Raw genomic sequence first — 22,043 nt, 5'->3', positions numbered from 1 at the left:
AATTTTTACTTTTTTTGCAAGGGCGTAGCCTGAAAAAATTCGACCACACGCACACAAGATAGCAAATCTTAAATGGTTTGTTACATCAATCAGTGAAATGTGTGAAGCAAGGCTCCCTTATCAAAATTTTTAATTATCAACATTACGTTGCATAAAGGATGAGCAAAATGAAAAAAGTCGGCGTGATTCTCAGCGGAGCGGGTGTCTATGACGGTGCAGAAATCCATGAAGCGGTGATCACGTTACTGGCGATCGCCCGTTCAGGCGCTGAAGCAGTTTGTTTCGCGCCGGATAAATGGCAGAGCGAAGTAGTGAATCACCTTACGGGTGATGTTATGACTGATAGCCGCAATATGCTGATCGAGGCCGCGCGAATTGCGCGTGGAAATATCTGGCCGTTGGCACAACTATCAGTAAATGATCTGGATGCGCTGATTGTTCCTGGTGGTTTTGGCGCGGCCAAAAATTTGAGTAATTTTGCCAGCCATGGCAGCGCGTGCGTTGTCGATAATACGCTTAAACAATGCGTGCTGGAGATGCATCAGGCGGGAAAACCGCTGGGATTTATGTGCATCGCTCCGGCGTTGCTGCCGAAAATTTTTGATTTCCCGTTGCGTCTGACTATCGGTACAGATGTCGATATCGCTGAAGTACTGGAAGAGATGGGCGCGGAACATGTGCCGTGTCCGGTGGACGATATTGTGGTGGATGAAGAGAATAAAGTGGTAACCACGCCAGCGTATATGCTTGCTGCAGATATTGCCCAGGCAGCGGCGGGGATCGAAAAGCTGGTTGCACGCGTACTGGTACTGGCAGGATGAGGAACGGTTTTCGCGGCCAGTTGAAAACTATGCTGAAACGTATTGCGCTGCGGATTTTACTGATACTGGTCATTTTCTGGGGTGGCGGCATTGTTCTGTTCAGCTTTCTGCCGGTGCCATTTTCTGCGGTGATGGTCGAGCGGCAAATTGGGGCCTGGCTGACGGGTAACTTTGGTTATGTTGCCCATTCCGACTGGGTTAGTATGGATGAGATTTCACCGTGGATGGCGCTGGCTGTTGTAGCCGCAGAAGATCAGCGTTTCCCCGAACACTGGGGGCTGGACTTTAGCGCGATCCAGAAGGCACTTTCACATAATGAACGCGATGGGAACCGTATTCGTGGCGCGTCGACTATCTCTCAACAAACGGTGAAAAACCTGCTGTTATGGGACGGCAAAAGTTGGGTGCGAAAAGGGCTTGAAGCCGGGTTGACGCTGGGGGTGGAAGTGGTATGGACAAAACGGCGTATCCTCACGGTGTATCTTAATATTGCGGAGTTTGGTGACGGCGTCTTTGGCGTGGAAGAGGCGGCTCAGCATTATTTCCACAAACCGGCCAGCCGGTTAACCATGCCGGAAGCGGCATTGCTAGCGGCAGTATTGCCGAACCCAATACGTTTTCAGGCTGCAGCGCCATCCGGCTATGTGCGCAGCCGTCAGGCGTGGATCCTGCACCAGATGCGCCAGCTCGGAGGGGAAGACTTTTTGCAGAGTAATAAGCTGTACTAACTCAGTCTTCGTCAAAGCCCGCGTTAAACAGGGCGATCACAGCTGCCAGAGCTTCTTCTTCTTGTGGGCCGCTGGCTTCGACTTCAATTTGCCGCCCTTTGGCAGAATCCAGCATCAGTAATGCAATCACGCTGCTGGCTTCCGCTTCGGTACCTTCGTCGTTGCGCAGTAACACTTCTGCGTCAAATCCCTGTACCAGCTCAAACAGTTTCATCGCCGGGCGCGCATGCATGCCCAGTTTATTGGTGATCTCAACGATTTGTTTTACGGTCATGTTTTGCGTTTTTCCAGCGTACGGTGACGGGACTGAACGTTTTTACCGCGTGAGCGGAAATAATCCGCCAACTGCTCGGCGACATAAACAGAACGATGCTTGCCGCCGGTACAACCGATAGCGACGGTCAGATAGCTACGGTTGTTGGTTTCCAGCATCGGTAACCACAGTTCAAGGTAACTGCGGGTCTGGTAAATAAAATTGTGCACTTCGGTATGCCGGTCAAGAAATGCCGCGACAGGTTTGTCGAGACCGGTCATCGGGCGCAGTTTCGGATCCCAGTGCGGGTTAGGTAGAAAGCGAACGTCAAAGACGTAGTCGGCATCGATAGGAATGCCGTGCTTAAAGCCGAACGACTCAAAGACCATGGTCAGTTCGCGCTCGCGCTTGCCGAGCAGGCGAGTACGCAGCATTTCGGCAAGTTCATGTACCGACATTTCGGAGGTATCGACAATCAGGTCCGCGCGAGAACGCAGTGGCTCCAGCAGGTTACTCTCTTCATCAATAGCACTTTCCAGCGATAAATTTTTGCTGGAGAGCGGATGTAGGCGGCGCGTATCACTGTAGCGCCGAATCAGTGTGTTGCGGTCAGCATCAAGGAACAACAACTGCGGCGAGAATGCCTCAGGCAGGCTGCTCATCGCCTGTTCAAAAATTTCCGGTGATTCTGGCATGTTACGCACATCAATACTGACGGCGGCAGAGGTCTGACGCTCGGCAAGCGTCTGTGCTAGTTGCGGGAGCAGCACTACTGGCAGATTATCGACACAATAGAAGCCCATGTCTTCCAGGGCGCGCAGGGCCACGGATTTGCCAGAACCCGAACGACCACTTACGATCATCAGGACCATGAACCGTTTCTCCCTACAACGACAATAAAGGTGCTCTTCCCGTTACGCATCGTCGCTTTCGCCTTCTGTCTGCGTGATTATCTGATACAGCTCTTCATCGTTTTGCGCACTGCGCAGGCGACGGCAAATGGTTTTATCCGCCAGCCGTTTGGCTACCAGCGAGAGCGTATGCAGATGCGTTTTGGTTTGATCCGCTGGTACCAGCAGTGCAAAGAGAAGATCGACGGGTTGATTATCGATAGCGTCGAAAGCAATGGGCGTTTCGAGCTGTACAAAAACGCCGACGGCGCGCAGCGTGTCCTCTTCGAGCTTACCGTGGGGGATGGCAATACCGTTACCAATACCGGTACTGCCCATCTTCTCACGCGTAAGGATGGCTTCGAAAACGACCTGTGGCGGCAGGCCGAGCTGTTTTGCCGCCAGTTCACTGATAATTTCCAGAGCACGTTTCTTGCTCTGGCAGTGAACGCCGCTACGTGTACATTCCTGGTTAAGGACATTGCTCAGTTGAAGAGCGGAATCGTTATTCATCATAATTTCACCTAAGCGCCGTCAGAGCTAAACACCCTACCGGGTTGCGGTAGAGTGCAACGCACCACTCGAACGCCCGGACAATTAGTGTTGTTTTAGTTTATCTTTATGTTTCGTGAGCTGCCGCGACAGTTTATCAATTAAACTGTCGATGGCAGCGTACATATCCTGTCCTTCCGCGCTGGCATGCAACTCGCCTCCATTTACATGCAGGGTTGCATCCGAGGTATGGATCACTTTCTCCACTTTCAACACAATATAGACCTGATTAATCCTTTCGAAATACTGCTCAAGCTTGGCAAATTTGCTGTTAACAAATTCACGTAAGGCATCAGTGATCTCGACGTTTTGTCCTGTGATGTTAAGCTGCATAGTGTCTTCCTTATCGGTTGGGTCACACCAACTGTTTACGCTGGTTAGACGGCGGAATGGATAAAGACTCTCGATACTTCGCAACGGTACGCCGTGCCACCATAATTCCTTGCTCGGAAAGTAGCGTCGTCAGCTTACTGTCGCTCAGTGGTTTTGCAGGGTTTTCTGCGGCGATTAATTTCTTAACCAGCGCTCGAATGGCCGTTGACGAGGCTTCGCCGCCGCCTTCCGTATTCACATGGCTGGAGAAGAAATACTTCAGTTCAAAAATGCCGCGAGGACTGTGCAGGTACTTCTGAGTTGTCACACGGGAAATCGTGGATTCGTGCATTTCGACGGCCTGGGCGATATCCGCCAGCACCATCGGTTTCATAAACTCTTCACCTTGTTCAAAGAATGCCTGCTGCTGCTCGACGATGCAGCGGCTGACACGCAATAGCGTGTCGTTACGACTTTCAAGGCTTTTGATCAGCCACTTCGCTTCCTGCAAATTACTGCGGATAAATTGGGTGTCGGCGTCATTGCGAGCACCAGCGCCCATTGAAGCGTAGTGCTGGTTGATTTGCAGACGCGGAATGCTGTCGGAGTTCAGTTCAACCATCCAGCGCCCGTTATGCTTACGCACTAGCACGTCCGGGATGACATATTCTGGTTCGCCGGTTTGGATCGACTGACCCGGGCGCGGATCCAGCGACTGGATCAGATTGACTGCTTCTTTCAGCACATCTTCTTTAAGACGCGTGACGCGCATAAGCGTACGGAAGTCGTGGTTGGCGAGCAGATCGAGGTGATCGCTGATGATCAGGCGAGCCTCTTCGCACCAGGGCGTATCTCTTGCGAACTGGGAAAGTTGGATCAACAGGCAGTCACGTAGATCGCGCGCAGCGACGCCAACCGGATCGAAACGTTGAACGCGCTTTAATACCGCTTCAACTTCATCAAGACCGACTTCTTCATCGCCCATGCTTTCCAGTACATCTTCAAGCGTTACGGTAAGGTACCCGGTCTCATCGACAGCATCGACAATAGAGGTTGCGATGGCGCGATCGGTATCGGAAAAAGGCGTTAACTCCACTTGCCACATCAGGTAATCCTGAAGGGACTGTGTTGTTTCACCCTGATAAATCGGCAGTTCATCATCGATATAATCATGGCTGCTACCGGAAGGTGTTCCGGCGGTATAAATCTCATCCCAACTGGTGTCAAGCGGCAACTCTTCAGGCATCTCTTTCTGTTCGAGCGCGTCTACAGTATCCAGGCCTTCATTTTCCTGAGTTTGTTGGCTATCCACTTCTTCATGAAGATCGGCTTGTTCCAGCAATGGATTACTCTCCAGCGCTTGCTGAAGTTCCTGCTGAAGTTCTAACGTGGACAGCTGCAACAGACGGATAGCCTGTTGCAGTTGCGGCGTCATAGCTAGCTGTTGGCTAAGCCTTAATTGCAAACCTTGCTTCATATTCAGAGCAGCACTCTCCGACAAAATACATCAATAAACTCTACCCTATCAGAGTCTGAAGTCTTCCCCAAGATATACGCGCTTAACGTGTTCGTCTTCAAGGATTTGCTGCGGTGTACCATGAGCAATTAAATGCCCCTGACTGACGATATATGCACGTTCACACACCGCCAGCGTTTCGCGAACATTGTGGTCAGTAATTAACACGCCTAACCCGCTGTCCCGTAAGTGTTCAATGATGCGTTTGATGTCGATAACTGAGATAGGGTCGACACCCGCGAAGGGTTCATCCAGCAAGATAAATTTAGGATTGGCTGCGAGTGCGCGTGCAATTTCAACGCGGCGACGTTCACCGCCCGAAAGGGACTGTCCCATATTGTCGCGCAGATGTTCAATATGGAACTCTTCCATCAATTCGTTAGCGCGATCGTCGCGCTGTTCGGAAGTCAAATCGTCACGGATCTGAAGCACCGCCATCAGATTGTCATACACGCTCAGACGACGAAAAATAGACGCTTCCTGCGGTAAATAACCAATGCCGCGACGTGCGCGCGCATGCAGTGGCAGCAAGCTGATATTGTCGTCATCAATAATGATATCGCCCGCGTCACGCGGAACAATCCCGACTACCATATAAAATGTAGTCGTTTTCCCTGCACCGTTAGGGCCAAGCAGCCCGACAATTTCGCCAGAGTTAACGGTCAGGCTGACGTCTTCAACCACGCGGCGGCCCTTATAGGCTTTCGCGAGATTCTTTGCAGTTAATGTTGCCATAACGAATTAGTTACTCTTCTTAGGAGCCGGGGTTTGGGTGTTGCCCTTGTCCTGCAACTGCGACGGCACCAGTACTGTGGTGACGCGTTTACCTTTGTCGCTGAACGCCTGCATTTTCTGCTCTTTCACCAAGTAGGTGATTTTGTCGCCAGTAATGTTGCTGTCCAATTGCTCGAGATAGGCTTTACCGGTCAGCACGACAAAATCTTTTTCCAGTTCATAGTGTATCTGTGAAGCGTGGCCTTTCACCGGTTTGCCGCTGTCCTGCATCTGATAAAACGTGGCAGGGTTGCCATAACCATCAATGATCTCTTTGCCTTGCTGGCCGCCCGGGCGCGTTACTACCACTTTATCGGCGTTGATTTTAATGGTTCCCTGCGTTACCACGACATTACCGGTGAAGGTGACAATATTGCCCAGCATATCCAGCGACTGCTGATCGGAGTCGATATGGATCGGCTGTTCGGTATCACCGGTCACGGCAAAAACCGGAAGCGCAGCGGCAAAAAGCGCACTGGCGAGAACCAGGTTAAGGCTGAGTTTGTTTGTTTTGAATTTCATAGGAGCTTCTAACCTTTTCAATCAGCTCGGCGTTTTTGCTGCGTAAGTTGCCGCGCATTTTCAGGCCGGTGGAATTAAATGTTGTTCCGTACAATGTTACCTGATCATCGGAAGTAACATCCTGTGTTATCAGATTGATCTGGGCGTTATCTGTGGTGATTTTTCGTAGCTGCGTATCTGCTGTCAATGCGTTGACCTCAACATGTCCATAAAGGTAAAGCATTCTGTCGCTTGTTAATTTCGCTTTATCTGACTTAATCGACCAGGTCGGTATTTTGTTCTGATCAAACGTTGTCAGCACTGGTTGCGTATACCAACTCACGCCATCGACGGAGTAGTATTCGACATTTTGCGCGATCAAGTGGTAGTTGAGCGCACCTTCAGGGGTATAAACCACCGTGTCGGTATGTTTGCTGGTGTAAGTGGGCGCTTTGTCGTCAGTTGTGGTTTGTCCAGGTTCATCCTGAGAGGCCAGATTAATACCGATCAGTACCAAAGCGACCAGCGCCAGTAGAATGATGACCCAACGTCTGGTTTTACTCATATTGATTGCCCTTTGGCCTCATCCTGCTTGCCTTGCGCCAGCAGCAACAAATCACACACTTCACGGACTGCGCCGCGACCTCCATTGATATGCGTGACATAATCGGCACGCGGAAGCAGCAAAGGATGGGCATCGGCGACAGCAATGCTTAGACCAATTTCGGCCATCACTGGCCAATCAATTAAATCGTCACCCACATATGCAACCTGCTCCGGCGTTAGCGCCAGCCGGGTCAGTAATTCGCGGTAGGCCAGTAGTTTATCCGACTGTCCCTGATACAGGTGCTTAATCTTCAGAGTTTCACAACGATCTTCTACCAGCTTAGCTTTTCGACCGGTAATAATGGCGATCTCAATGCCGGAAGTTAGCGCACAGCGGATCCCATAGCCATCGCGAACGTTAAACGCTTTTAGCTCTTCTCCATTATTGCCCATATAGATGAGGCCATCGGATAGCACGCCGTCCACATCAAGGATCAGCAGGCGAATTTTTTCCGCTTTGCTCATGACTTGCGCGCTAACCGGCCCATAACAGGTTGGAAGCGACGCGCCAGCATTACTCATTCTGATGTCCTTCTTTACACTACGCCAGCGCGTAGCAAATCATGCATATGTAACACACCCAGTAACTGGTCGCCATCGGCAACCATAACCGAGGTAATGTGGCGGGACTGCATCAGGTTCAGCGCATCGACTGCCAGCGTATTAGGCCGGACGCGAATGCCGCCCGGCGTCATCACATCGGCAATACCCATGTTGCGTACATCTCCGCCCATATCAAAAACGCGACGTAAATCGCCGTCGGTAAATATACCTTCGATCTTCATCAGATCGTCGCAAATCACCGTCATACCTAAATTTTTGCGTGTGATCTCCAGTAGCGCGTCGCGCAAACTGGCAGCCTTGCTGACATGGGGGATCTCATCGCCGATATGCATAATATCGTTTACACGCAACAACAGCTTGCGCCCCAGCGCGCCGCCAGGGTGAGAAAGGGCAAAATCCTCTGCGGTAAACCCGCGAGCTTTCAACAGCGCAACTGCCAGCGCATCGCCCATTACCAGCGCGGCAGTGGTGCTCGAAGTCGGCGCCAGACCCAGTGGGCAGGCTTCTTTAGGCACCTTCACGCAGAGATGAATATCCGCTGCGCGCGCCATACTGCTTTCCGGGCGGCTGGTCATACAGATCAGCGAAACTTTTAGCCGTTTCAGTACCGGAATTAGCGCCAGTATTTCGTTTGATTCGCCAGAGTTTGACAGGGCGATCACCACATCCTGCGGGCTGACCATACCCAGATCGCCGTGGGCCGCTTCACCGGGATGGACAAAAAAGGAAGGGGTGCCTGTACTGGCGAATGTCGCCGCCATTTTTCTGCCGATATGGCCGGATTTACCCATCCCCATCACTACCACTTTGCCGACGCAATAGAACATTTTCTCGCACGCCTGAGCGAAGTCATGGTTGATGTATTGATCAAGCTGTGCGAGGCCTTCACGTTCAATCTCAAGAACGTCTTTGCCTGCTTGTTGAAAGTCAAAACCCGGCTGCAAATCTATTTGCGACATAATGCGTATCCGATTATCCAGTCAAAAGCGGCGACAGCCAGTACAGCATCGCCAGCCATACGATAAACCCGCTAAACAGCAGCGCGCCCACGTCCTTACTAATCTGCTTACGTTTCCAGCAGGTAAGGGCAAAAATGGCGCTAACCAGTAGCATCACACCATAATCACGCGTAAAAGCCATCGGGTTAAACGCGCCCGGAGCAATCAGTGCGGGCAAGCCAAGCACGATAGCAATATTAAAAATATTGGATCCAATGATATTGCCTATCGCAATGTCGTCTTCCCCCTTGCGTGCTCCCGCAATGGCTGTTGCCAGTTCTGGAAGCCCGGTGCCGATGGCAATAACCGTCAGGCCAATGGTGAGTTCGCTGATCGCGAAATAGTTCGCTACTACGGTGGCGTTATCCACCACCATGCGCGTTGCCATCGGCATAATAATCAGCGCAATGCCCAGCCACAGGCAGGCTACAGAGAGTGTGCCATCGCGTGGCAATTCAGCCAGTTGCTCGCGTGTCAGACTATCATTGCCCTGATGCTCGGCGTGGCGGGCAATTTTAACAATGAAAACCAGCCATAGCACGGCTAATAACAATAAAATAATGCCATCTACGCGCGTTAGCTGCCCATCATAAAGCACAGCGCCAGCCAGCAGGCTGGATAACAAGGTTAGCGGTAATTCACGACGCAGAATATCGGAATGCACGGTAAAAGGGTGCAGTAGCGCCGCAACGCCGAGAATCAATAAGATATTGGTAATGTTAGAGCCGATGGCGGTACCGATAGCCAAATCAAGCTGGCCATGAAAGGAGGCTGCAACCGAAGTGATAATTTCTGGTAAAGACGTTCCAATACTGACAACGGTCATCCCGATGATTAAAGGTGGTACGCCTAATGCCCGGCAAAGAATCGAAGCTGCGAACACCAGACGATCGGCGCTGTAGACCACCAGGAGTAAACCAATTATCAATAGCGCCGTGGCTAAAAGCATCTAACGTCCTTTCTTAAGGTATAATTCTGCCGGTTTGCAGGCCGCCATGTCGTGCGAAACCGAACGTTACGCATAGCGTAATGATTCCTAATTTTGACTTTATGCGGCTCAAAAGTAAAACAAATGCCAGCTTTCGCTAACCGCTGCAGGTAATATTCTGTAAAAATATTGGGTTTTAGATGTTAGCAGGCGTCATGCTTATATCCGATAAGGTCGAAAGGAAAAGAAAATGAGCCAGACTGTGGCGAATTTGGTCGATGTTCGTGGCGTCAGTTTTTCCCGCGGTAATCGATCAATCTTCGACAATATTTCACTGGAGGTACCGCGCGGTAAGATCACCGCGATCATGGGGCCATCGGGGATCGGCAAAACAACGCTGCTGCGCCTGATTGGCGGCCAGATCCCGCCAGACAAAGGTGAGATATTGTTTGATGGCGAGAACGTGCCAGCAATGAGCCGTTCACGTCTTTTTACCGTACGTAAACGAATGAGCATGCTGTTCCAGTCGGGCGCGCTGTTCACCGATATGAACGTTTTTGACAATGTGGCTTATCCTTTGCGTGAGCATACGCATCTCCCCGCGCCGCTGTTGCATAGCACGGTGATGATGAAGCTGGAAGCCGTCGGTTTGCGCGGCGCAGCATGGCTGATGCCATCGGAGCTCTCCGGCGGCATGGCGCGACGTGCTGCGCTGGCGCGCGCTATCGCGCTGGAGCCGGATCTGATCATGTTTGATGAGCCATTTGTTGGCCAGGATCCGATCACAATGGGTGTGCTGGTAAAATTAATTTCTGAACTCAATAGCGCGCTGGGCGTCACATGCATCGTGGTTTCCCATGATGTGCCAGAAGTGTTGAGCATTGCTGATTACGCCTACATTGTGGCTGACCGTCAGGTCGTTGCTCATGGCAGCGCGCAGGGGTTACAGGAAAATAGCGATCCTCGCGTGCGTCAGTTCCTTGATGGCATTGCCGATGGCCCGGTGCCGTTCCGCTATCCTGCTGGTGATTACCAGCTCGATTTATTAGATTCAGGGAGTTAAGACGCTCATGCTGTTAAATGCACTGGCGACGCTTGGACATCGCGGTATCAAAACGATCGCCACATTTGGGCGTGCCGGTTTGATGCTGTTCAACGCGGTGATCGGCAAGCCAGAATTCCGTAAGCATGCGCCGTTGCTGGTTCGCCAGCTCTATAACGTCGGCGTGTTATCCATGGTCATCATTATTGTCTCCGGCGTGTTTATTGGTATGGTCCTTGGCTTGCAGGGTTATCTGGTGCTGACGACTTACAGTGCAGAAACGAGCCTTGGCATGCTGGTGGCGCTGTCGCTGCTGCGTGAACTGGGGCCGGTGGTTGCGGCGCTGCTGTTTGCTGGCCGCGCGGGTTCTGCGTTGACAGCCGAGATAGGTCTGATGCGCGCTACCGAGCAGATCTCCAGCCTGGAGATGATGGCGGTTGATCCGTTACGTCGCGTGATTTCTCCCCGTTTTTGGGCTGGTGTTATCTCGCTGCCGCTGCTGACGATTATTTTTGTTGCGGTCGGGATTTGGGGTGGTTCGCTGGTCGGGGTTAACTGGAAAGGTATTGATAGCGGTTTTTTCTGGACGGCGATGCAAAACGCCATTGAACTGCGACGGGACCTGGTGAACTGTCTGATAAAAAGCGTGGTCTTTGCTATTACCGTAACCTGGATTGCCTTGTTTAACGGTTACGATGCGATCCCGACTTCTGCCGGGATCAGCCGTGCGACAACGCGCACCGTTGTACACTCCTCGCTGGCCGTACTTGGTCTTGATTTTGTGCTCACCGCATTGATGTTTGGGAATTGAGTTCATGCAAACGAAAAAAAGTGAAATCTGGGTAGGTGTTTTTCTGGTGCTGGCGCTTCTGGCTGCACTCTTCATCTGCCTGAAGGCGGCGGATGTCACGTCAATGCGTACTCAACCGACTTACCGCGTTTACGCAACGTTCGACAATATTGGCGGCCTAAAAGTGCGCTCGCCGGTCCGCATTGGCGGGGTAGTGATTGGTCGCGTTGCTGATATCTCGCTTGATCCTAAAACTTATCTGCCGCGCGTCGCGCTGGATATCGACGATCGTTATAACCAGATCCCAGATACCAGTTCGCTGTCTGTCCGCACGTCGGGTTTGCTGGGGGAACAGTACCTGGCGTTGAATGTCGGGTTTGACGATCCAGAAATGGGAACCTCGATGCTCAAAGATGGCAGCACAATTCAGGACACCAAGTCAGCGATAGTGCTTGAGGATCTCATCGGACAATTCCTTTACAACAGTAAAGGCGGTGACAATAAGAATTCAGGCGATGCGGCCGTGCATGGAGAAGGGAATACTCAAACCGCACCGTCTGTTGGCCAGACGCATTAAGAGGAGAGTCGAGTTATGTTTAAACGCTTATTAATGGTTGCCCTATTGGTAGTGGCACCGCTGGGTGCGGCAGTCGCTGCCGATCAGAGCAACCCGTATACAGCAATGAAAGATGCGGCGCAGAAAACGTTCGATCGCCTCAAAAATGAGCAGCCGCAGATTCGCGCTAACCCAGATTACCTGCGTGATGTCGTCGATCAGGAACTGCTGCCGTATGTACAGGTGAAGTATGCTGGTGCGCTGGTGCTGGGTCGTTACTATAAAGAAGCTACGCCGGCGCAGCGAGAAGCGTATTTTGCCGCTTTCCGTGAGTATCTGAAACAGGCTTACGGCCAGGCGCTCGCGATGTATCACGGCCAGACTTATCAAATTGCGCCGGAACAGCCGCTGGGTGATGCCACTATTGTGCCGATCCGCGTAACCATTATTGATCCAAACGGCCGTCCGCCTGTGCGACTAGATTTCCAGTGGCGTAAAAACACTCAGAGCGGAAACTGGCAGGTCTACGACATGATTGCCGAAGGGGTCAGCATGATCACCACAAAACAGAATGAGTGGAGCGATCTGTTGCGTACGAAAGGTATCGATGGTCTGACTGCGGAATTGCAGTCTATTTCCCGCCAGAAAATAACCCTGGACGAGAAGAAATAATGACGCCGCAGCTCAGTTGGTCACGCGAGGGTAAAAGCCTGACGTTGCAGGGGGAACTGAACCAGGATGTTCTCAACCCACTCTATAATGCACGCGTAGAGGCAATGAAAGGCGTAACGTGCATCGATTTACAGGGCGTGACTCGCGTTGATACGGCTGGTGTCGCTTTATTGATTCATCTTATTGCTGAGGGAAAAAAGCAGGGTGCTGCTATTTCACTGGCTGGAATGAGTGATAATGTTGTGACGCTTGCGGCACTGTATAACCTACCAGGGGATGTACTCCCTCGCTAATTTTTTCAAAGCGTTACTATCTAAAGCCCCGTCCTTTATATTGATGGGGCTTTTTGCTTGTTTAAGACCGCGTCACTTTCCTCTAAGATGTGTGACTGTTTTCACTATCAGATGATATTTACGCCCATGGAAAATCATGAAATTCAGACAGTGCTTATGAACGCACTCTCTCTCCAGGAAGCCCACGTCACTGGCGATGGCAGCCATTTTCAGGTTGTCGCTGTGGGTGAGATTTTTGACGGCATGAGCCGGGTAAAGAAACAGCAAACCATCTATGGCCCGCTGATGGAATACATAGCGGATAACCGTATTCATGCCCTGTCGATCAAAGCATATACGCCGCAAGAGTGGGCTCGCGATCGCAAATTAAACGGTTTTTGAGCGTAGGTGGGGCTTGTCCCGCCGCGCGTGTGAATTCTTAACAGAGATCAGATGAATGGATAAGTTTCGTGTACAGGGGCCAACGCGTCTCCAGGGCGAGGTAAAAATTTCAGGTGCGAAAAATGCCGCATTGCCGATCCTCTTTGCCGCCCTGCTGGCAGAAGAACCGGTCGAAATCCGCAACGTTCCGAAACTGAAAGATATTGATACAACCATGAAGCTGCTGAGCCAACTGGGTACGAAGGTGGAGCGTAACGGATCCGTATGGATCGATGCCAGCAAAGTGAATGTATTCTGCGCGCCGTACGATCTGGTAAAAACCATGCGTGCCTCTATTTGGGCGCTGGGACCGTTGGTTGCCCGTTTCGGCCAGGGGCAGGTTTCACTGCCGGGTGGTTGTGCAATCGGTGCGCGTCCAGTGGATTTGCACATAACCGGCCTGGAGCAGTTGGGTGCCGAGATCAAACTGGAAGAGGGGTACGTAAAAGCCTCTGTCAACGGACGCCTGAAAGGCGCTCACATTGTGATGGATAAAGTGAGCGTCGGCGCGACGGTTACGATTATGTCCGCAGCCACTCTGGCAGAAGGTACTACCATCATCGAGAATGCTGCCCGTGAGCCGGAAATTGTCGATACAGCAAACTTCCTCAACACGCTTGGTGCGAAAATCTCCGGTATGGGTACTGACCGCATCACTATCGAAGGCGTACAGCGCCTTGGCGGTGGTGTTTATCGCGTGTTGCCCGATCGTATTGAAACGGGGACTTTCCTCGTTGCAGCGGCGATCTCCGGCGGCAAAATTGTCTGTCGCAATGCCCAGCCGGATACTCTGGATGCGGTGCTGGCGAAACTGCGTGATGCAGGGGCTGAAATTGAGGTCGGTGAAGACTGGATTAGCCTCGACATGCATGGCAAACGCCCGAAAGCAGTAAATGTGCGAACTGCGCCGCATCCGGGTTTCCCGACCGACATGCAGGCGCAATTTACACTGCTGAATCTGGTCGCTGAAGGAACCGGTGTCATTACTGAAACCATTTTCGAAAACCGTTTCATGCACATTCCGGAGTTGATCCGCATGGGTGCACATGCGGAAATTGAAAGCAATACGGCGATTTGCCACGGTGTAGAAGTACTTTCTGGCGCTCAGGTAATGGCGACCGACCTACGTGCTTCTGCAAGCCTGGTGCTCGCGGGTTGTATTGCTGAAGGGACAACCATTGTTGATCGTATCTATCATATCGATCGCGGCTACGAACGCATTGAAGATAAGCTCAGCGCTCTTGGTGCAAACATCGAGCGCGTAAAAGGCGAGTAAGCGACAGTTAGCGGCAAAGAAGGGAGCTTCGGCTCCCTTTTTATTTGGACTGTTTTACTTACTTATTGCCGCGCTTTTTGCGCATGAGCTTTGTTTTATCAATAAATGCATGCGTGACGGGGTCGTAATAGCGCGATGGCCATATTACCCACGGCTCTGTTCCCAGCGCCCTGGCGATAATCAACTCTCCTTTCGGCCAGGAACGGGACAGTGCATTCGCAAGGGTGGATGAGCTTAACCCGTTTTTTCGTGATTCTGCTGCCAATGATGTCCCTTTTTTACGCAGCCCCGCAATAATATCGGCTTGATGCCAGTCGATGAATTTCGTTTCCATAACATCTCCCTGATAGAGGTTGATACCAATCCTTTTGTGATACTTACTATACTCATACAAGAGTTTTTGTTCTAAAAAGTTCATATATATTTTGTGTTTTAGGATTTTGACAAGGCAATGCTGTCAGATGATTTGAAGGGGATGTTGTTTTTTATGGAAACTTACAGGAACTTTCCCGCGCCAACGCGCGGGAATCTGGAAGGGTTAATGATCGCGTTGCACGGCGATATGCGCCAGACCGATCAGCGCCTCTCTCCACGGGGTATCAGGCAGAACCTGTAGAGCAGAAATCGCCTTATCGGCTTCTTCTTCGGCACGACGACGGGTCCACTCCAGGGAGCCGCAAGCTGCCATTGCTTCCAGTACAGGTTCCAGAAGATGCCGACCATTACCTTGCTCAATGGCTTCGCGAATCATCTGTGCCTGTTCTGAAGTTCCGTGGTGCATAGCATGCAACAGTGGCAACGTGGGTTTACCCTCGTTCAGGTCATCACCTGTGTTTTTACCCAATGTCTCGCCATCAGCGCTGTAATCCAGCAAGTCGTCGATCAACTGGAACGCGGTTCCCAGATAACGGCCGTAATCCTGTAAGCCTTTTTCCTGTGCTTCGCTGCAGCTGGCCAGCAGACCGGAACATTGCGCCGCCGCTTCAAACAGACGTGCTGTTTTGCTATAGATAACGCGCATGTAGTTTTCTTCGGTGATGTTAGGGTCGTTGACGTTCATCAATTGCAGCACTTCACCTTCTGCAATGACGTTCACAGCTTCTGACATCACTGCCAGCACTTTCAGCGAACCGAGACTGGTCATCATCTGGAAAGCGCGAGTATAGATAAAATCCCCGACCAGCACGCTGGCTGCATTACCAAATGCGGCATTGGCTGTCGCTTTGCCGCGACGCATGTCTGATTCATCCACAACATCGTCATGCAGAAGTGTTGCAGTGTGAATAAACTCGATCAGCGCTGCGATCGTGATGTGTGAATTGCCTTCATATCCAACGGCGCGGGCCGCCAGTACTGCTATCATTGGACGGATGCGTTTGCCACCGCCGCTAACGATGTAATAACCCAACTGGTTAATTAGCTGAACATCCGAGTTGAGTTGTTGCAGGATCGTCGCATTCACACCCGCCATATCTTGCGCGGTTAACTCATTGATTTTTTCTAAATTCATCGCAAAAGCCGGGCTTTCAGTCCTGTTTACCACATATCAAAATGGGATAACAAAGGGTTACGGGTTAGAATAGTATTGTTGATTGTACTGTAAAAACGCGCCAGATAAACGTTACCTTACAAGTTGTGTTTTTTTTCTTCGATGAGTGACAATCTCTCTTGTCAAAGCTTCCCGACTTGCGTAATATTCGCGCCCTATTGTGAATATTTGTAGCGCACTCTGATTGATCAGAATATGTGCGCGGAAGCGGAGTTTTATATGTACGCGGTTTTCCAAAGTGGTGGTAAACAACACCGAGTAAGCGAAGGTCAGACCATTCGCCTGGAAAAGCTGGACATCGCAACTGGCGAATCTATTGAGTTCGCTGAAGTGCTGATGATCGCAAATGGTGAAGAAGTCAAAATCGGCGTTCCTTTCGTTGATGGCGGCCTAATCAAAGCTGAAGTTGTTGCTCATGGTCGTGGCGAGAAAGTTAAAATCGTTAAGTTTCGTCGTCGTAAACACTACCGTAAGCAGCAGGGCCATCGTCAGTGGTTCACTGATGTGAAAATTACTGGCATCAGCGCCTAAGACCCGAGGAGTAGATTTAAATGGCACATAAAAAGGCTGGCGGCTCAACTCGTAACGGTCGCGATTCAGAAGCTAAACGTCTGGGCGTAAAACGTTTTGGCGGTGAAGCAGTTCTGGCAGGTAGCATTATCGTTCGTCAGCGTGGCACCAAGTTCCATGCTGGTCCTAACGTAGGTTGCGGCCGTGACCACACTCTGTTCGCTTTGACTGACGGTAAAGTTAAGTTCGAAGTTAAAGGCCCGAAAAACCGTAAATTCATCAGCATCGTAGCTGAATAAGTTTTTCGCGTCCCGGTAACGGAATAAAGCCCCGCAACACGTTGCGGGGCTTTTTACATTAGAAGTCCGGCAAAATTTCTGGCAAGGAATACGGGCATGAAACAGCAGGCAGGCATAGGTATCGCCCTGGCGCTCATCACCGCGATGTGCTGGGGTGCGCTACCTATTGCGATGAAGCAGGTGCTGGAAGTGATGGAGCCGCCTACGGTGGTATTTTATCGCTTTTTAATGGCAGGAATCGGCCTTGGGCTGATTCTGGGCTACAAGAGGAAACTTCCTCCACTGCAAATGTTTCGTAAGCCGCGTTGGTTAATTTTATTGGCTATTGCTACTGGTGGGTTGTTCGGGAACTTTATCCTGTTTAGCTCTTCCTTGCAGTATGTCAGCCCGACGGCCTCGCAGGTGATAGGCCAGCTTTCTCCCGTAGGTATGATGATTGCCAGCGTCTTTATTCTAAAAGAGAAGATGCGTGGTACCCAGGTGATTGGTGCATTGATGCTAATCAGTGGCCTTGTGATGTTTTTTAATACCAGCCTGATGGAGATTTTTACCCGACTGACCGATTACACCTGGGGTGTCATTTTTGGGGTCGGTGCGGCAATTGTCTGGGTGAGCTACGGCGTCGCGCAAAAAATATTATTGCGTCGCCTGGCATCTCAGCAAATCCTCTTTTTGCTGTACACTTTATGTACGATAGCATTGTTGCCGCTGGCAAAGCCCGGCGTGCTGTTCCAACTGAGCCACTGGCAACTCGCTTGCCTGATTTTCTGCGGGCTGAATACACTGGTTGGATACGGTGCGCTGGCGGAAGCAATGGCGCGCTGGCAGGCGGCGCAGGTAAGCGCATTGATTACGCTGACGCCGCTGTTTACGTTGTTATTTTCAGATTTTTTATCAATGGCCTGGCCCGATGTTTTCGCCAGACCGATGTTAAACCTGGTCGGTTATCTCGGTGCGTTTGTCGTGGTTGCGGGCGCCATGTTTTCCGCTATTGGCCATCGTCTACTGGGACGTTGGCGCAGGCGTGAAGTGGTTGTCACTGTGCCCCGCTCAGGCGAATGAGTTACGGAGAGTAAAATGAAGTTTGTTGATGAAGCTACGATCCTTGTCGTGGCGGGTGATGGTGGTAACGGCTGTGTAAGTTTCCGTCGTGAGAAGTATATTCCGAAAGGTGGCCCTGACGGCGGCGATGGCGGTGATGGTGGTGATGTCTGGCTGGAAGCGGACGAAAACCTGAACACGCTGATTGACTACCGTTTTGAAAAATCTTTCCGCGCTGAGCGCGGTCAGAACGGTCAGAGCCGGGATTGTACCGGTAAACGCGGTAAAGACATCACGGTCAAGGTGCCGGTTGGTACGCGTGTTATCGATCAGGGCACTGGCGAAACCATGGGTGACATGACCAAGCATGGTCAGCGTCTGATGGTTGCCAAAGGTGGCTGGCATGGTCTGGGTAATAGCCGTTTTAAATCATCTGTTAACCGTACTCCGCGTCAGAAAACGATGGGTACACCGGGTGATAAACGCGATCTACAACTGGAACTGATGCTGCTGGCGGACGTGGGAATGCTGGGGATGCCGAATGCGGGTAAATCAACCTTTATTCGTGCAGTGTCTGCTGCTAAACCGAAAGTGGCGGATTATCCGTTTACTACGCTGGTACCAAGTCTGGGCGTTGTCCGTATGGATAACGAAAAAAGCTTTGTCATTGCTGACATCCCGGGGCTGATTGAAGGGGCTGCCGATGGCGCAGGCCTTGGTATTCGTTTCCTGAAGCATCTGGAACGCTGCCGTGTGTTGCTGCATCTGATCGACATCGCTCCGATCGATGGTTCCGATCCGGCTGAAAACGCGCGCGTTATCGTCGGCGAACTGGAAAAATACAGCGAAAAGCTGGCTTCTAAACCGCGCTGGTTGGTGTTCAACAAGATTGACATGATGGACAAAGCTGAAGCGGAAGAGAAAGCGAAAACGATCGCAGAAGCACTGGGCTGGGAAGATAAATTCTACCTGATTTCTGCTGCCAGCCAGCAGGGCGTCAAAGAACTGTGCTGGGATGTGATGACGTTCATCATTGAAAACCCGATCTCGCAGGCTCAGGAAGAGCAGCAGCCTGAGAAAGTTGAGTTTATGTGGGATGATTATCATCGCCAACAGCTCGAAGATGCTGGAGTGACGGCTGAAGATGACGAAGAGTGGGATGATGACTGGGATGAAGGCGACGAAGAAGGCGTTGAGTTCATCTACAAACGTTAATACGTGAAACGCCCTGATTTCGTGGGGCGCTCTTGTAATCACGGAAATGCCGGGGCAGTGCAGAACTCCCCGGCATTTTTATTGTTAACCGAAAACCACGTTCTGTGGTCGTAGTCATCAACAAGTTTTGGTTCTGTCTTATTGTTTCAGATTTAAATCTTCCAGGAGCGGCAAAAACTTCTTTTTAAGGTGCTTGATTCGCCCTTTTTGGGCGTAACGATGCCGCCTTCATTGAAGGCGGATTTTTACTAGTTGTTCTGGTAGATATCTTTGTACAGACGGCTCTCAAAGCGAACCAACGGAATACGACGGTTTCGTTGATCCTCAGGTTCCACCGCATAGCCTGAGAGGTACTGTACAAAGGCCATCCGTTGACCGCTGGCGGTAGTAATAAATCCGGCCAGGTTATACACACCCTGCAATGACCCAGTCTTCGCAGAAACCTTACCATCTACGCCCGCTTCATGCAGGCCTGCACGGTATTGCAGCGAACCATCGTATCCAGCCAGCGGCAGCATAGAGATAAAATTGAGCTCAGTATCATGTTGCGCAATATATTGCAGGACCTGCATCATGGTTGATGGCGCCAGCAAATTATGGCGCGACAGACCTGAACCATCTGCAATAATCGTATTTCCCAAATCAATACCGGCCTGCTGGCGCAGAATCTGACGAACTGCATCTGAGCCTGCTCGCCAGGTGCCGGGCACGCCAAAATGAGCATGTCCGATCATGCGAAAGACGGTATCGGCAATCATATTGTCCGATTTCTTCAACATGATCTTGAGCAGGTCGTGTAATGGTGCTGATTGCTTGCTGGCGATCACCGTACCTGGCTGGTTTTCCTGCGTCTGTCGCAGCAGCGTGCCAGTGTAAGTGATGCCTGCAGTTTTGAGTTCGTCTTTAATAATGGCACCAGCATAGCTTGCACCATCCTGGATGGCGAACGCCAGTGGTAGCGGGTCTGCTCGCTGAGGCAGACAGCCGGTGAGTGTGAAGCGGTTTAAATCGCCGGGCACGACATCGAGTTCACAATATTGTATTTCTGATGAACCACGCGCCAGGGTGCGAACCTGGCTGAACATATTGACGGGGTAATAAGAGGCGATGCGTATATAAGCCAGATCACCTGGTTTTTGCGCACTGTACAGCGACACCGAGAAGCAATTGCGATCGATAATCGCCGCTGCCGGGGGAGCGCTAAAGCACTGCGTCAGATCATTCCAGGGCCAGCCCGGAGCTTTATCGTGGCTGGCGAAAATAGAGGTATCGATCAGCACGTTACCATCGATTTTCTGCACGCCTGATTTTTTCAGCGCGTTAATCATATTGCGAATATCCTGGCGTTTTAACGTCGGATCGCCACCAAATCGCGCAATTAAGTCGCCTTTTAATACCCCATCTTCGACAGAACCTTTGCTTTCCAGCGTGGTTGTAAAGCGAAAGTCCGGCCCGAGTTGCAAAAGTGCCGCCAATGCGGTAATCACCTTTTGCGTACTCGCAGGAAGCGCCATTTGCTTACCGTGGTAATCAATCTCGGGCGTCTGAGCGCCTACTTTTTGAACCATCAGGGCTAAATTCGCGCCGTCCGGGAGTTGATTAATATATTCGTCAACATTCGCGGCCTGTGCAGTCAGGGCTATACTAGTAGTCAATACAATGATAAAGCTAGAAAATCGCATAATCTCGCGCTAACAACCAGGAAACAAGCCGTCATACTACGGCGCAACACCCCGGAAAGTAAACGATGACCCATAGTGAACTTCCGGGTAAAATACGTATCAAATTGAAAAATTGTAGCTGACCTGGGGCTTTGTCCCCGGGCCAGTTTTCTTTTGCTCTTGCCCGGCGAGAAACGCTGTAAGCGGAGAGACAGAGCAGACGGGGCGGGCTAACGCTCCTTACAGGAATGTTTAAGAGGTATAACAAATGCAAGCTATTCCGATGACCTTACGTGGTGCAGAAAAACTGCGCGAAGAGCTGGAGTTTCTGAAATCCGTTCGCCGCCCTGAAATCATCGCCGCTATTGCGGAAGCCCGCGAGCATGGCGATCTAAAAGAGAACGCTGAATACCATGCTGCGCGAGAACAGCAGGGTTTTTGCGAAGGCCGAATCAAAGACATTGAAGCGAAGCTCTCCAATGCGCAGGTTATCGATATCACGAAAATGCCGAAAAACGGGCGCGTCATTTTTGGCGCAACGGTTACCGTTTTGAATCTTGATAACGACGAAGAACAGACTTACCGCATTGTTGGTGACGACGAAGCTGACTTTAAACAGAACCTTATTTCTGTAAATTCACCGATCGCGCGTGGTTTGGTAGGTAAAGAGCAGGATGATGTTGTGGTGATCCGCACACCGGGCGGCGAAGTTGAATACGAAATCATCAAAGTAGAATATTTGTGATGACAATACAGGTCACGTCTGTCGATCTATTGTAAAGAAAGGAAAAAGGCCGCATTGCGGCCTTTTATCAATACCAGGAGCGTGGCATTTTGCTCGTCTGCTGGCGAAAAACCCTCGTTTTACACAGCTTTTGTGTTCAATTCAGGATATCCTTAGCGTGGCAGCGAAATTTTACGCTCCGCGGTTGGGCGATAAAGCACCAGCGTTTTACCGATGACCTGTACGTTGCAGGCACCGGTTTCGCGAACGATAGCTTCCACAATCAAGGACTTAGTTTCTCTGTCTTCAGAGGCGATCTTCACCTTGATAAGTTCATGGTGCTCTAACGCTTGTTCAATCTCGGCCAGCACCCCTTCGGTCAAACCATTATTGCCAAGCATAACTACCGGCTTGAGCGGATGTGCCAGACCTTTAAGGTGCTGTTTTTGTTTAGTACTCAGATTCATCGTATATTTTGCTTACGTTGGGATTGAAAACGGGTCATTCTACCGCCATCTCCTGTGTATCGCCAAATTGTGCGTCGAAATTTAT

Annotated in this window: 29 protein-coding genes; 14 read left to right on the top strand and 15 right to left on the bottom strand. The window is 51.0% G+C overall.

Features of this window, described 5'->3' with window-relative positions:
* Positions 1 to 167 precede the first annotated feature (167 nt).
* Together elbB and mtgA are read left to right on the top strand one after the other, a co-directional pair.
* The gene (gene elbB, locus BM427_RS11310) at positions 168 to 821 is read left to right on the top strand and encodes an isoprenoid biosynthesis glyoxalase ElbB (protein ID WP_090121647.1); all 654 of its coding nucleotides are present in this window, start codon (positions 168 to 170) and stop codon (positions 819 to 821) included.
* Entirely contained in the window at positions 818 to 1,549 is a 732-nt protein-coding gene (mtgA, locus tag BM427_RS11305; protein ID WP_090121645.1) for a monofunctional biosynthetic peptidoglycan transglycosylase, read from the top strand. The genes elbB and mtgA overlap by 4 nt, the downstream gene beginning before the upstream one ends.
* A 1-nt stretch (position 1,550) precedes the next feature.
* Here mtgA and npr read toward each other — a convergent pair whose 3' ends face one another.
* From npr to BM427_RS11250, 11 genes are all read right to left on the bottom strand, one after another.
* A complete protein-coding gene (gene npr / locus BM427_RS11300; protein WP_090121644.1) occupies positions 1,551 to 1,823 on the bottom strand; it encodes a PTS phosphocarrier protein NPr in 273 nt (90 codons plus the stop codon).
* Positions 1,820 to 2,674, bottom strand: coding sequence for an RNase adapter RapZ (gene rapZ / locus BM427_RS11295; RefSeq protein ID WP_090121642.1), 855 nt, complete (start codon positions 2,672 to 2,674; stop codon positions 1,820 to 1,822). The genes npr and rapZ overlap by 4 nt, the downstream gene beginning before the upstream one ends.
* 42 nt (positions 2,675 to 2,716) lie before the next feature.
* Positions 2,717 to 3,208, bottom strand: a complete 492-nt coding sequence (gene ptsN, locus BM427_RS11290) for a PTS IIA-like nitrogen regulatory protein PtsN (protein WP_007369895.1) — start codon at positions 3,206 to 3,208, stop codon at positions 2,717 to 2,719.
* Between the two features lie 81 nt (positions 3,209 to 3,289).
* On the bottom strand, positions 3,290 to 3,577 hold the full coding sequence (gene hpf, locus BM427_RS11285) for a ribosome hibernation promoting factor (protein ID WP_090121641.1): 288 nt from the start codon (positions 3,575 to 3,577) through the stop codon (positions 3,290 to 3,292).
* 22 nt (positions 3,578 to 3,599) lie between these two features.
* Positions 3,600 to 5,033, bottom strand: a complete 1,434-nt coding sequence (rpoN, locus tag BM427_RS11280) for an RNA polymerase factor sigma-54 (RefSeq protein WP_090121639.1) — start codon at positions 5,031 to 5,033, stop codon at positions 3,600 to 3,602.
* A 48-nt stretch (positions 5,034 to 5,081) separates the two neighbouring features.
* Entirely contained in the window at positions 5,082 to 5,807 is a 726-nt protein-coding gene (lptB, locus tag BM427_RS11275; protein ID WP_090121638.1) for an LPS export ABC transporter ATP-binding protein, read from the bottom strand.
* Between the two features lie 6 nt (positions 5,808 to 5,813).
* On the bottom strand, positions 5,814 to 6,368 hold the full coding sequence (gene lptA, locus BM427_RS11270; RefSeq protein ID WP_090121637.1) for a lipopolysaccharide ABC transporter substrate-binding protein LptA: 555 nt from the start codon (positions 6,366 to 6,368) through the stop codon (positions 5,814 to 5,816).
* Positions 6,337 to 6,912, bottom strand: a complete 576-nt coding sequence (gene lptC / locus BM427_RS11265; protein ID WP_090121635.1) for an LPS export ABC transporter periplasmic protein LptC — start codon at positions 6,910 to 6,912, stop codon at positions 6,337 to 6,339. The genes lptA and lptC overlap by 32 nt, the downstream gene beginning before the upstream one ends.
* Positions 6,909 to 7,475, bottom strand: coding sequence for a 3-deoxy-manno-octulosonate-8-phosphatase KdsC (gene kdsC / locus BM427_RS11260; protein WP_090121633.1), 567 nt, complete (start codon positions 7,473 to 7,475; stop codon positions 6,909 to 6,911). The genes lptC and kdsC overlap by 4 nt, the downstream gene beginning before the upstream one ends.
* A gap of 14 nt (positions 7,476 to 7,489) precedes the next feature.
* On the bottom strand, positions 7,490 to 8,476 hold the full coding sequence (kdsD, locus tag BM427_RS11255; protein ID WP_090121632.1) for an arabinose-5-phosphate isomerase KdsD: 987 nt from the start codon (positions 8,474 to 8,476) through the stop codon (positions 7,490 to 7,492).
* Positions 8,477 to 8,489: 13 nt separating this feature from the next.
* Complete coding sequence (locus tag BM427_RS11250) at positions 8,490 to 9,464, bottom strand: calcium/sodium antiporter (protein ID WP_090121631.1); 975 nt, start codon at positions 9,462 to 9,464, stop codon at positions 8,490 to 8,492.
* 229 nt (positions 9,465 to 9,693) lie between these two features.
* On the opposite strand from BM427_RS11250, the gene mlaF reads away from it, so the two are divergent.
* From mlaF to murA, 7 genes are all read left to right on the top strand, one after another.
* Entirely contained in the window at positions 9,694 to 10,506 is an 813-nt protein-coding gene (gene mlaF / locus BM427_RS11245; protein ID WP_090121629.1) for a phospholipid ABC transporter ATP-binding protein MlaF, read from the top strand.
* Between the two features lie 7 nt (positions 10,507 to 10,513).
* Entirely contained in the window at positions 10,514 to 11,296 is a 783-nt protein-coding gene (gene mlaE / locus BM427_RS11240; protein WP_090121628.1) for a lipid asymmetry maintenance ABC transporter permease subunit MlaE, read from the top strand.
* Positions 11,297 to 11,300: 4 nt separating this feature from the next.
* Positions 11,301 to 11,852, top strand: coding sequence for an outer membrane lipid asymmetry maintenance protein MlaD (mlaD, locus tag BM427_RS11235; protein ID WP_090121626.1), 552 nt, complete (start codon positions 11,301 to 11,303; stop codon positions 11,850 to 11,852).
* 15 nt (positions 11,853 to 11,867) lie between these two features.
* Positions 11,868 to 12,503, top strand: coding sequence for a phospholipid-binding protein MlaC (mlaC, locus tag BM427_RS11230; protein ID WP_090121625.1), 636 nt, complete (start codon positions 11,868 to 11,870; stop codon positions 12,501 to 12,503).
* Positions 12,503 to 12,796: a lipid asymmetry maintenance protein MlaB gene (gene mlaB, locus BM427_RS11225; RefSeq protein ID WP_090121623.1), complete on the top strand. Its 294-nt coding sequence runs from the start codon at positions 12,503 to 12,505 to the stop codon at positions 12,794 to 12,796. Before mlaC ends, mlaB begins: the two co-directional genes overlap by 1 nt.
* Before the next feature lie 126 nt (positions 12,797 to 12,922).
* Positions 12,923 to 13,177, top strand: a complete 255-nt coding sequence (gene ibaG / locus BM427_RS11220) for a BolA family iron metabolism protein IbaG (RefSeq protein WP_007369909.1) — start codon at positions 12,923 to 12,925, stop codon at positions 13,175 to 13,177.
* Positions 13,178 to 13,232: 55 nt separating this feature from the next.
* Entirely contained in the window at positions 13,233 to 14,492 is a 1,260-nt protein-coding gene (murA, locus tag BM427_RS11215) for a UDP-N-acetylglucosamine 1-carboxyvinyltransferase (RefSeq protein ID WP_090121621.1), read from the top strand.
* A gap of 58 nt (positions 14,493 to 14,550) precedes the next feature.
* Here murA and sfsB read toward each other — a convergent pair whose 3' ends face one another.
* Positions 14,551 to 14,826 (bottom strand): DNA-binding transcriptional regulator SfsB, encoded by a 276-nt coding sequence (gene sfsB, locus BM427_RS11210; protein WP_090121619.1) that lies wholly within the window; start codon positions 14,824 to 14,826, stop codon positions 14,551 to 14,553.
* A gap of 204 nt (positions 14,827 to 15,030) precedes the next feature.
* Entirely contained in the window at positions 15,031 to 16,002 is a 972-nt protein-coding gene (gene ispB, locus BM427_RS11205) for an octaprenyl diphosphate synthase (protein WP_090121618.1), read from the bottom strand.
* Positions 16,003 to 16,260: 258 nt separating this feature from the next.
* Here ispB and rplU point away from each other — a divergent pair, with 258 nt between their 5' ends.
* From rplU to cgtA, 4 genes are all read left to right on the top strand, one after another.
* A complete protein-coding gene (gene rplU, locus BM427_RS11200) occupies positions 16,261 to 16,572 on the top strand; it encodes a 50S ribosomal protein L21 (RefSeq protein ID WP_090121616.1) in 312 nt (103 codons plus the stop codon).
* Positions 16,573 to 16,592: 20 nt separating this feature from the next.
* The gene (gene rpmA, locus BM427_RS11195; protein WP_035887967.1) at positions 16,593 to 16,850 is read left to right on the top strand and encodes a 50S ribosomal protein L27; all 258 of its coding nucleotides are present in this window, start codon (positions 16,593 to 16,595) and stop codon (positions 16,848 to 16,850) included.
* Between the two features lie 96 nt (positions 16,851 to 16,946).
* Positions 16,947 to 17,912 carry a DMT family transporter gene (locus BM427_RS11190; protein WP_090121614.1) on the top strand — a complete coding sequence of 322 codons (966 nt, stop codon included), beginning with the start codon at positions 16,947 to 16,949 and terminating at the stop codon, positions 17,910 to 17,912.
* 15 nt (positions 17,913 to 17,927) lie between these two features.
* Positions 17,928 to 19,106, top strand: coding sequence for an Obg family GTPase CgtA (gene cgtA / locus BM427_RS11185; protein WP_090121612.1), 1,179 nt, complete (start codon positions 17,928 to 17,930; stop codon positions 19,104 to 19,106).
* Positions 19,107 to 19,354: 248 nt separating this feature from the next.
* Here the strand turns inward: cgtA and dacB are convergent, their stop codons facing one another.
* Complete coding sequence (dacB, locus tag BM427_RS11180) at positions 19,355 to 20,788, bottom strand: serine-type D-Ala-D-Ala carboxypeptidase (protein WP_090121610.1); 1,434 nt, start codon at positions 20,786 to 20,788, stop codon at positions 19,355 to 19,357.
* Between the two features lie 247 nt (positions 20,789 to 21,035).
* On the opposite strand from dacB, the gene greA reads away from it, so the two are divergent.
* Positions 21,036 to 21,512, top strand: coding sequence for a transcription elongation factor GreA (gene greA, locus BM427_RS11175; protein ID WP_035887959.1), 477 nt, complete (start codon positions 21,036 to 21,038; stop codon positions 21,510 to 21,512).
* 152 nt (positions 21,513 to 21,664) lie between these two features.
* On the opposite strand, the gene yhbY is transcribed toward greA, so the two are convergent.
* Positions 21,665 to 21,958: a ribosome assembly RNA-binding protein YhbY gene (yhbY, locus tag BM427_RS11170; RefSeq protein ID WP_090121608.1), complete on the bottom strand. Its 294-nt coding sequence runs from the start codon at positions 21,956 to 21,958 to the stop codon at positions 21,665 to 21,667.
* Positions 21,959 to 22,043: the final 85 nt, after the last annotated feature.

Source organism: Kosakonia arachidis (assembly GCF_900116535.1).
Lineage (GTDB): Bacteria > Pseudomonadota > Gammaproteobacteria > Enterobacterales > Enterobacteriaceae > Kosakonia > Kosakonia arachidis.
This window is presented reverse-complemented; position numbering and strand designations above follow the sequence as displayed.

Coding starts and splice junctions, on each gene's coding strand:
- elbB (WP_090121647.1), top strand. CDS start 168: ATGAAAAAAGTCGGCGTGATTCTCAGCGGAGCGGGTGTCTATGACGGT.
- mtgA (WP_090121645.1), top strand. CDS start 818: ATGAGGAACGGTTTTCGCGGCCAGTTGAAAACTATGCTGAAACGTATT.
- npr (WP_090121644.1), bottom strand. CDS start 1,823: ATGACCGTAAAACAAATCGTTGAGATCACCAATAAACTGGGCATGCAT.
- rapZ (WP_090121642.1), bottom strand. CDS start 2,674: ATGGTCCTGATGATCGTAAGTGGTCGTTCGGGTTCTGGCAAATCCGTG.
- ptsN (WP_007369895.1), bottom strand. CDS start 3,208: ATGATGAATAACGATTCCGCTCTTCAACTGAGCAATGTCCTTAACCAG.
- hpf (WP_090121641.1), bottom strand. CDS start 3,577: ATGCAGCTTAACATCACAGGACAAAACGTCGAGATCACTGATGCCTTA.
- rpoN (WP_090121639.1), bottom strand. CDS start 5,033: ATGAAGCAAGGTTTGCAATTAAGGCTTAGCCAACAGCTAGCTATGACG.
- lptB (WP_090121638.1), bottom strand. CDS start 5,807: ATGGCAACATTAACTGCAAAGAATCTCGCGAAAGCCTATAAGGGCCGC.
- lptA (WP_090121637.1), bottom strand. CDS start 6,368: ATGAAATTCAAAACAAACAAACTCAGCCTTAACCTGGTTCTCGCCAGT.
- lptC (WP_090121635.1), bottom strand. CDS start 6,912: ATGAGTAAAACCAGACGTTGGGTCATCATTCTACTGGCGCTGGTCGCT.
- kdsC (WP_090121633.1), bottom strand. CDS start 7,475: ATGAGTAATGCTGGCGCGTCGCTTCCAACCTGTTATGGGCCGGTTAGC.
- kdsD (WP_090121632.1), bottom strand. CDS start 8,476: ATGTCGCAAATAGATTTGCAGCCGGGTTTTGACTTTCAACAAGCAGGC.
- BM427_RS11250 (WP_090121631.1), bottom strand. CDS start 9,464: ATGCTTTTAGCCACGGCGCTATTGATAATTGGTTTACTCCTGGTGGTC.
- mlaF (WP_090121629.1), top strand. CDS start 9,694: ATGAGCCAGACTGTGGCGAATTTGGTCGATGTTCGTGGCGTCAGTTTT.
- mlaE (WP_090121628.1), top strand. CDS start 10,514: ATGCTGTTAAATGCACTGGCGACGCTTGGACATCGCGGTATCAAAACG.
- mlaD (WP_090121626.1), top strand. CDS start 11,301: ATGCAAACGAAAAAAAGTGAAATCTGGGTAGGTGTTTTTCTGGTGCTG.
- mlaC (WP_090121625.1), top strand. CDS start 11,868: ATGTTTAAACGCTTATTAATGGTTGCCCTATTGGTAGTGGCACCGCTG.
- mlaB (WP_090121623.1), top strand. CDS start 12,503: ATGACGCCGCAGCTCAGTTGGTCACGCGAGGGTAAAAGCCTGACGTTG.
- ibaG (WP_007369909.1), top strand. CDS start 12,923: ATGGAAAATCATGAAATTCAGACAGTGCTTATGAACGCACTCTCTCTC.
- murA (WP_090121621.1), top strand. CDS start 13,233: ATGGATAAGTTTCGTGTACAGGGGCCAACGCGTCTCCAGGGCGAGGTA.
- sfsB (WP_090121619.1), bottom strand. CDS start 14,826: ATGGAAACGAAATTCATCGACTGGCATCAAGCCGATATTATTGCGGGG.
- ispB (WP_090121618.1), bottom strand. CDS start 16,002: ATGAATTTAGAAAAAATCAATGAGTTAACCGCGCAAGATATGGCGGGT.
- rplU (WP_090121616.1), top strand. CDS start 16,261: ATGTACGCGGTTTTCCAAAGTGGTGGTAAACAACACCGAGTAAGCGAA.
- rpmA (WP_035887967.1), top strand. CDS start 16,593: ATGGCACATAAAAAGGCTGGCGGCTCAACTCGTAACGGTCGCGATTCA.
- BM427_RS11190 (WP_090121614.1), top strand. CDS start 16,947: ATGAAACAGCAGGCAGGCATAGGTATCGCCCTGGCGCTCATCACCGCG.
- cgtA (WP_090121612.1), top strand. CDS start 17,928: ATGAAGTTTGTTGATGAAGCTACGATCCTTGTCGTGGCGGGTGATGGT.
- dacB (WP_090121610.1), bottom strand. CDS start 20,788: ATGCGATTTTCTAGCTTTATCATTGTATTGACTACTAGTATAGCCCTG.
- greA (WP_035887959.1), top strand. CDS start 21,036: ATGCAAGCTATTCCGATGACCTTACGTGGTGCAGAAAAACTGCGCGAA.
- yhbY (WP_090121608.1), bottom strand. CDS start 21,958: ATGAATCTGAGTACTAAACAAAAACAGCACCTTAAAGGTCTGGCACAT.